The sequence below is a fragment of the bacterium genome (genome assembly GCA_024226335.1).
GTDB lineage: Bacteria > Myxococcota_A > UBA9160 > SZUA-336 > SZUA-336 > JAAELY01.
Genome location: JAAELY010000489.1, coordinates 36,613 through 44,560 on the forward strand (window position 1 = coordinate 36,613; position 7,948 = coordinate 44,560).

Sequence of the window (7,948 nt, forward strand, 5' to 3'; positions counted from 1 at the left end):
GAAGGTCCAGGACGTCCAGTGACAGCAGCGCATGAGTGATTACGACGCGACATCCATCGAGGTCCTCGAAGGCCTCGAGCCCGTGCGCAAGCGCCCGGCCATGTACATCGGATCGACCGGGCCCTCTGGTCTCCATCACCTGGTCTACGAAGTCGTCGACAACTCGATCGACGAGGCAGTTGCGGGGCATTGCGACACGATCAAAGTCGCGATCCACACCGACAACTCGGTAACCGTCGAGGACAACGGTCGCGGCATTCCCGTCGACCCCCACGAAAAGGAAGGTCGCCCGGCGGCCGAGGTCGTCATGACCACCTTGCACGCGGGCGGGAAGTTCAACGACAAGGCCTACAAAGTCTCCAGTGGTCTACACGGCGTCGGTGTGTCGTGCGTAAACGCGCTCTCCGATCGTTTCGAACTCGAGATCAAGATCAGCGGCGGCGTCTACCGTCAGCACTACGAGCGCGGTGTTCCCCAGGTCGACCTCAAGCGCGTCGGCTCAACGGACAAGAAGGGCACGAAGGTCACCTTCCACCCCGATCCGCAGATCTTCGAGATCACCGAGTACAACTTCGACACCCTGGCCAAGCGCCTGCGAGAACTCAGCTTCCTGAACGGCGGCGTGCGCATTCAACTCGCCGACGAGCGCTCGGGCAAGTCTCACGACTTCCACTACGAAGGCGGAATCGTCTCGTTCGTCGAATACATGAATCGCAGCAAGGAACCGTTGCACCCGCCGGTCTTAGTGTCGGGCGATCGCCAGTTTGAACAGTCGACCGGTGACGGAGTGGTCACTACTCACGTTCGCATCGAGATCGCTCTGCAGTACAACGACGGCTACAACGAGAGCGTCTTCAGTTTCGCCAATAACGTGAACACCATCGAAGGCGGCACCCATCTCACGGGTTTTCGCAACGCGTTGACGCGAACGATCAATCGCTGGTTGAACACCAATAGCGGGAATTCCAAGGAACCCCTGCAGGTCCAGGGTGACGACACACGCGAGGGACTGGCTGCGGTGGTCAGTGTGAAGCTGTCCGATCCGCAATTCGAAGGCCAGACGAAGTCCAAACTGGGCAACTCCGAACTCACGGGCCTGGTGGCCAATCTGGTCAACGAACGGCTCGGGGCCTACTTCGAAGAGAATCCGCCCGTCGCTCGAGCGATTACGCATAAGTGCACCGAAGCCATGCGCGCGCGCGATGCCGCTCGCAAGGCGCGCGAATTGACGCGCCGCAAAGGCGCTCTCTCGGATGCCAGCCTGCCCGGAAAACTGGCCGATTGTCAGGAGCGCGATCCTTCGAAGGCGGAGATCTTCATCGTCGAAGGGGATTCCGCCGGCGGTTCGGCCAAACAGGGTCGCGATCGCACGAACCAGGCGATCCTGCCGATCCGCGGCAAGCTGATCAATGTGGAGAAGGCCCGCCTCGATCGAATGCTCGCCAATAACGAAATCCAGATGATGATCTCAGCGCTGGGTACGGGTATTGGCGAGGACTTCAACGCCGACAAGCTTCGCTACCACAAGGTCATTCTGATGACCGATGCCGACGTCGATGGTTCGCATATCAACACGCTTCTTCTGACTTTCTTCTTCCGGAACATGCGCGAATTGATCACGCGCGGTCATCTGTACCTGGCGCAGCCGCCGCTGTACAAGGTGAAGAAGGGCAAGTCCGAACGTTACGTGCAGAGCGACACGGAGCTGTCGAGCTATCTACTGGGTCTGGGAATGGGCGACGCGCAGATCTTTACCACGGGCCAGGATACAGCGATCCAGGACGGACCCCTGCAGCAATTGATGCTCGAAACGCAACGTTGCAAGCTGATCGGTGCCGCCATGGAGCGCCGTGGCATCGACGCGCGAATCGTCGAAGCGACCGCCCTGGGTGCAGGTCTTTCGAGTGCAGATCTTTCAGCTGACGAACACAGTCGCCAGGAATTCGAGCGCCGCCTGCTCGCGTATCTCGAGACCGCCTATCCAGATACGCTACCGGTCGAAGTCGAGTGGGATCACGACGAAGAGCACAGCCTTTGGACACCCACGGTGCATTCTTTCCATTCCGCCGTGCCACGCTCCGTCGTCCTGGACACCGAGTTGCTCGAGTCCCCGGACTACGATCGCTTCAAGCAACTCGCCAATCGCACCTCAGAGATCGGAACCACACCGTTCCGTCTGATTCTGGGCGAGGCGAATGAAGAGATTCCGACCGCCAACCACTTGCTGGATCGGTTGCTTGCTCTCGGTAGCAAGGGCTTGTACATCCAGCGCTATAAGGGACTGGGTGAAATGAATCCCGATCAGCTCTGGGAGACGACGATGGATCCCAGTCTGCGAACCATTCTTCAGGTGCGCGTCGACGACGAGGTCGACGCAGACAAGGCGTTCAGCGTGCTCATGGGAGATCTCGTCGAGCCACGCAAGGAATTTATCGAACGCAACGCCCTGAACGTGGTCAACCTGGATATCTGAGCCTGAACCATGGCCGACACTTCAGATACACCGCCGCCGCCAGAAGAACCGACCGGGTCAATCCTGCCGGTCAACATCGAAGACGAGATGCGCCGTGCGTTTCTCGACTACTCGATGTCGGTCATCATCCAGCGCGCGCTACCCGATGTGCGCGACGGCCTCAAACCGTCGCAGCGCCGCATCCTGGTCACGTTCAACGATCTGAATCTGAGCTTCGATCGGCCCTACCGGAAATGCGCCAAGATCTCGGGTGACGTTTCGGGTAACTACCACCCGCACGGCGAGGCGGTCATCTACCCGTCGATCGTGCGTCTGGCCCAGCCGTTTTCGCTGCGCTACCCGCTCGTCGACGGGCAGGGCAACTTCGGTTCCATCGACGGCGATCCGCCCGCGGCCATGCGCTACACCGAAGCGCGCCTCTCGCGGATTGCCTCGGAGATGCTCTCGGACATCGACCGCGATACGGTCGACTTCGTCCCTAACTACGACAATACGCGTACCGAACCCCTGGTTCTGCCGGCGCGAATTCCAAATCTCCTGATCAACGGCTCCGCGGGCATCGCGGTCGGTATGGCGACGAATATTCCGCCGCATAATATCGGCGAAGTGATCGACGCCCTCTCCATGGTGGCGAAGGATCCGGAAACTCCGCTCGAAGACCTGATGGAGAAGATCCCCGGGCCCGACTTCCCGACCGGCGCAATGATCTGCGGTGTTGCCGGGATCCGGCAGGCCTATCGTACGGGTCGGGGTTTGCTGGCCGTGCGCGCGCGCGCGGATGTCGAGGAGTTCAAGGGAAATCGCCAGCGCATCGTCGTGACCGAAATTCCGTACATGGTCAACAAGGCCTCGATGATCGAGAAGATGGCCGACCTGGTACGCGACGGGAAGATCGAGGGCATCAGCGATCTGCGCGACGAATCGGATCGCCGCGGCATGCGCGTGGTCATCGAGCTGAAAAAGGATGCCGACGATCAGATCGTCCTGAACCAGCTGTACAAGATGACGCCGCTGCAGAGCACGTTCGGCGTGAACATGGTGGCGCTGGTCAACAATCGACCGCGTACGCTGGGTCTGGTCGAGCTCCTCAAGCACTTCCTGGAATTCCGTCGCGAAGTCGTGCGCCGCCGCGCGGCCTTCGATCTACGCCAGGCCGAAGCCCGAGCCCACATCCTGGAGGGGTTCGCGCGCGCGCTCGACAATCTCGACGCCATCATCGCGTTGATCCGCGCAAGCGCCAGCCCCGCTGCCGCGCGTAGCGGCCTGATCGATCAGTTCGAACTCTCCGAGCGACAAGCCCAGGCAATTCTGGAGTTGCGGCTCCAGCGACTGACGGCGATGGAGCGCCAGAAGATCCTCGACGAACTCGCCGAAATTCGCGCAAAGATCGCGGAATTGAAGGCTCTGCTCGCGAGCGACGAGCGCGTGACCGAAGTCATCCTGGAAGAGCTCGCGGAGATGCGCGAAAAGTACTCCGACCCGCGTCGATCCGAGATCACGGCGGCCGTCGAGGACCTGACCACTGAAGACCTGATCACCGAAGAAGACATGGTGGTCACGATCACGCACAAGGGCTACGCCAAACGCCACGTTCCGGGCCTGTACCGCGCACAGCGACGGGGCGGCAAGGGCAAGATCGCCGCTACGACCCGGGACGAGGACTTCATCACGAATGTCTTCGTGGCCTCGACGCACGCCTACCTACTGTGTTTCACAGATCGCGGCCGTGTGCATTGGCTCAAGGTGTTCCGAATACCCGAGCTGTCCAGAGGTGCGCGCGGCAAGGCCATCGTCAATCTGCTGCAACTGAGCACGGAAGAACGAGTCCAGGCGATTCTTCCCGTGCGCGATTTCAACGAGGCCGGTTTCGTGGTTCTGGCAACGCGCAATGGTTCGATCAAGAAGACGGCGCTCGAGTCCTATGCGAATCCGCGCCGCGGCGGCATCATCGCCATCAACATCAACGATGGCGACGAGCTGATCGGAGCCGAGCGCACGACCGGCGATTCCGAGATCCTGATCGCCACCGAAGACGGCAAGGCGATTCGCTTCAACGAAGAGCAGGTGCGGCCCATGGGTCGCGCGGCCGCTGGGGTGAAATCGATCTCCACGCGCGAGGGCGACGCCGTCGTCGGCATGGAAGTCCTGGAACCGGGCAAGACGATTCTGACGGTGACCGAGCGGGGATACGGCAAGCGCACTCCGCTCGACGAGTACCGGGAACAGAACCGAGGCGGCCAGGGCATCATCACCATCAAGACATCGGATCGAAACGGCAAGGTCGTGGGAATCCTGCAGGTCGGTAGCAGCGACGAGATCATGGTCATCACCAGCGGTGGCAAGGTCATTCGAATGCTGGTCGACGGTATCTCGACGATGGGTCGCAACACGCAGGGCGTGAGAGTCATGGATACTTCCGGCGAGGAACGCGTGATGTCGATCGCGCGCATCGCCGATCGCGAAGAAGATCCACTCGGTATCGAAGGATCTTCCGAAACCGCCAGCGCATGAAGACCGCCAAGTCCAAGAGGTTGATGAAGCGTGCCCGGGCGCATATTCCCGGCGGTGTGAACAGCCCCGTACGGGCCTTCGGTTCCGTGGGCGGCACTGCCCGCTTCATCAAGCAAGCCAGTGGTTCCCGCATCGAAGACGAAGACGGAAACCGCTACATCGACTACGTATCGTCGTGGGGCGCAGTGATTCTCGGTCACGCGCATCCCGTGGTCATCGACGCGGTGCGCAGCGCGGCCGCACGCGGCACCAGCTTCGGGGCGCCGACCGAATCCGAAGTCGAATTCGCCGAGTTGATCTCGCGCCTCGTGCCGTCGATCGAAATGATGCGCCTGGTCAGTTCTGGCACCGAAGCGGTCATGAGCGCGGTGCGCCTGGCGCGCGGCGCGACGGGTCGCGACAAGGTGTTGAAATTCGACGGCTGCTACCACGGCCATCCCGATCACATGCTGGCCGCGGCGGGTTCCGGCGTAGCGACGCTGGGCATTCCCGGAACCGACGGCGTACCGTCGAGTGCGGTGGCCGACACGATTGTCGTGCCCTTCAACGATCTGGAAGCAGCAGCCGAGTGCTTTGCGCGCAGCGGCGAAGAGATTGCAGCGGTGATCGTCGAGCCGATCGCCGCAAACATGGGTCTGGTCCTACCCGAGGACGGATTCCTCGCGGGTCTGCGCGAACTCTGTGATGCCAATCAGAGTGTGTTGATCTTCGACGAGGTGATCACCGGTTTCCGGGTCGCGATTGGCGGCGCGCAGGGGCGCTTCGGTGTGATTCCAGACCTCACGACCTTCGGCAAGGTGATCGGCGGTGGACTTCCCGTCGGCGGTTACGGAGGCAAGCTGAGTTTGATGCAGGAAATCGCGCCGGAGGGCAGCGTTTTCCAGGCCGGCACGTTGTCTGGCAATCCGCTCGCAACGGCCGCGGGCGCGGCCGCGCTCGGTCTGCTTTCACAGCCCGGCGTATACGAGGGACTCGAAGCCGTCTCCGAGAAATTGTCGAACGGGCTGAACGAACTGGCCGAAGAAGCCGGCGTGCCTTTCGGATGTCGCTACGTCGGCGGGATGTTCGGGTTTTTCTTCCACCCCGGACCCGTTCCCAACTACGAAGAGGCGAGCAAGGCCGACCATAAGCGCTTCAAGACGTTTTTCCACGCGATGCTCGAGCAGGGCGTGTACCTGGCGCCCTCGCCCTATGAAGTGGCCTTTGTTACGACGGCCCACGGAGACGAGGAAGTCGAACTCACGCTGGATGCGGCGCGCAAGGCGTTCAAGAAGGCGCTCTGAGTCATGGCCCTCCGTCCGAGCGCACAGCCGAGTCAGGCTGGCCGAGCCCTGGAACTCGGCTTCGAGATCGGCGGCTGCATCCTGATCGGCCTGGCGATCGGCTACTACCTGGACCGCTGGCTCGACACTTCGCCCGCGCTGCTCTTCGTGTTCATGGCCTTCGGTTTTGCCGCTGCGGTTCGCGTGATGATCCGCTTCATGAAGCAAGCTCAGATGCAACAAGATGATGCGGCGGGTTCGAAAGAACCGGGTCCGGAAGCCTGAGATGGCGATGTCATCCCTCGGCAAGAAACACGCCCTCGTGTTCGCAGTTGCACTCGTCTGCGCCATTTCCTATGGAAAGGCCGCGCTGGCGAGCCTCGCGCTGGGCGGAGGGATCCAAATCGTGAACCTACGGGCTCTTGAGAAGGGCGTGGTCGGCATGCTCGGGCTCGCAGCTTCAGGTCACTCCGCGGCTATGATGTTCCTGCTTCACATGCGTTGGTTATTGGTAATGGGCAGTGTCGGCGCGTTGCTCCTTTTGTATCCGGTCGAACCCATCGCATTTGTGGTAGGACTCTCGACCGTGGTGCCAGCGGTGATCTGGCACGGTCTCAGTACCGCTCGCGCACTGACCGATTCGAATCCGGAGAGCTGAGTAAATGCCCCACGTACCGACCATCTTCGATTTCCTGCCCGAGGGCGTGCCCGCGCCGGTCGCAACCATGTTGTTGACCCTGGCGATCACGCTGCTTCTGGGCGCAATCGTGGCGGCCAGCCTGCGTAAGGGTCGCGGAATCGTACCGGCCGAAAAGCTCACTCCCCGCAATATTCTCGAGTTGCTCCTCGAAGGCCTGACGGGCCAGATGGCCGCCGTCATTGGACCCGAGTGGCGCAGATTCGCACCGGTGGTCTGCACCCTGGGACTGTTCATCCTGATTTCGAACCTGACCGGGCTGGTCCCCTTCTTTACGGGGCCGACCTCGTTCATCGAGACGAATCTCGCCTGGGCCGCCATCAGCTTCGGGGTCTACAACTACGCCGGCATCCGGCACCACGGCGCCGGCGGCTATCTGAAGCATTTCATGGGTCCGGTGCCCTGGCTGGCACCGCTGATGTTCCCGATTGAGCTGATCAGTCACGCATCGAGACTTCTGTCTCTCACGGTGCGCCTGACCGCCAATATGTTCGCGGACCACACGCTGGTCGCGATCTTCCTGTCGCTTCCCGTGGTCAATTTCATCGCCCCCTCGGCGATGATGGGCCTCGGGCTGTTCGTCGCCTTCCTTCAGGCATTCATCTTTGCCTACCTCACGGCCATCTACATCGGACAGGCTGTCGAGGATGCACACTAACCTCGACTCCCAATCCCCAGGAGGATTCTTCAGATGCGCACAGTTACAACCATGATTCTATTCTTCGTCGCCCTGGCCCTCGTGCCGGACATCGCCTTCGCGGCCGACGGCGGAGACTACAAATGGGGTATTGGCCTTGGAGCGGGTATCGCCATCGGCCTCGGCGCCCTGGGCTGCGGTATCGGCCAGGGCATCGCCGGTTCGGGAGCCGTGCAGGGCATCGCCCGCAACCCCGGAGCCGCCGGTCAGATCCAGACCCCGATGATCATCGCGCTGGCGCTGATCGAGTCGATCTCCCTGTACGCCTTCGTCATCGGGATCCTGCTCACCAACGCGCTCTAGTCGCA

Annotated in this window: 7 protein-coding genes; all 7 read left to right on the plus strand. The window is 61.5% G+C overall.

The genetic code is table 11. From position 1 onward, the window contains the following. The first annotated feature begins 31 nt into the window (after positions 1-31). The 7 genes from gyrB to atpE are packed head-to-tail and all read left to right on the plus strand — an operon-like array spanning position 32 to position 7,943. Positions 32-2,473 (plus strand): DNA topoisomerase (ATP-hydrolyzing) subunit B, encoded by a 2,442-nt coding sequence (gyrB, locus tag GY725_23590; protein MCP4007177.1) that lies wholly within the window; start codon positions 32-34, stop codon positions 2,471-2,473. A 9-nt stretch (positions 2,474-2,482) separates the two neighbouring features. Then, entirely contained in the window at positions 2,483-4,984 is a 2,502-nt protein-coding gene (gene gyrA, locus GY725_23595) for a DNA gyrase subunit A (protein MCP4007178.1), read from the plus strand. Then, positions 4,981-6,267 carry a glutamate-1-semialdehyde 2,1-aminomutase gene (gene hemL, locus GY725_23600; GenBank protein ID MCP4007179.1) on the plus strand — a complete coding sequence of 429 codons (1,287 nt, stop codon included), beginning with the start codon at positions 4,981-4,983 and terminating at the stop codon, positions 6,265-6,267. The genes gyrA and hemL overlap by 4 nt, the downstream gene beginning before the upstream one ends. 3 nt (positions 6,268-6,270) lie before the next feature. Then, positions 6,271-6,531, plus strand: coding sequence for an AtpZ/AtpI family protein (locus tag GY725_23605; GenBank protein ID MCP4007180.1), 261 nt, complete (start codon positions 6,271-6,273; stop codon positions 6,529-6,531). 1 nt (position 6,532) lies between these two features. Further along, positions 6,533-6,904: a hypothetical protein gene (locus GY725_23610; protein MCP4007181.1), complete on the plus strand. Its 372-nt coding sequence runs from the start codon at positions 6,533-6,535 to the stop codon at positions 6,902-6,904. Positions 6,905-6,908: 4 nt separating this feature from the next. After that, positions 6,909-7,601, plus strand: a complete 693-nt coding sequence (gene atpB, locus GY725_23615; GenBank protein ID MCP4007182.1) for a F0F1 ATP synthase subunit A — start codon at positions 6,909-6,911, stop codon at positions 7,599-7,601. Between the two features lie 51 nt (positions 7,602-7,652). Next, the gene (gene atpE / locus GY725_23620; protein ID MCP4007183.1) at positions 7,653-7,943 is read left to right on the plus strand and encodes an ATP synthase F0 subunit C; all 291 of its coding nucleotides are present in this window, start codon (positions 7,653-7,655) and stop codon (positions 7,941-7,943) included. Positions 7,944-7,948 lie beyond the last annotated feature (5 nt).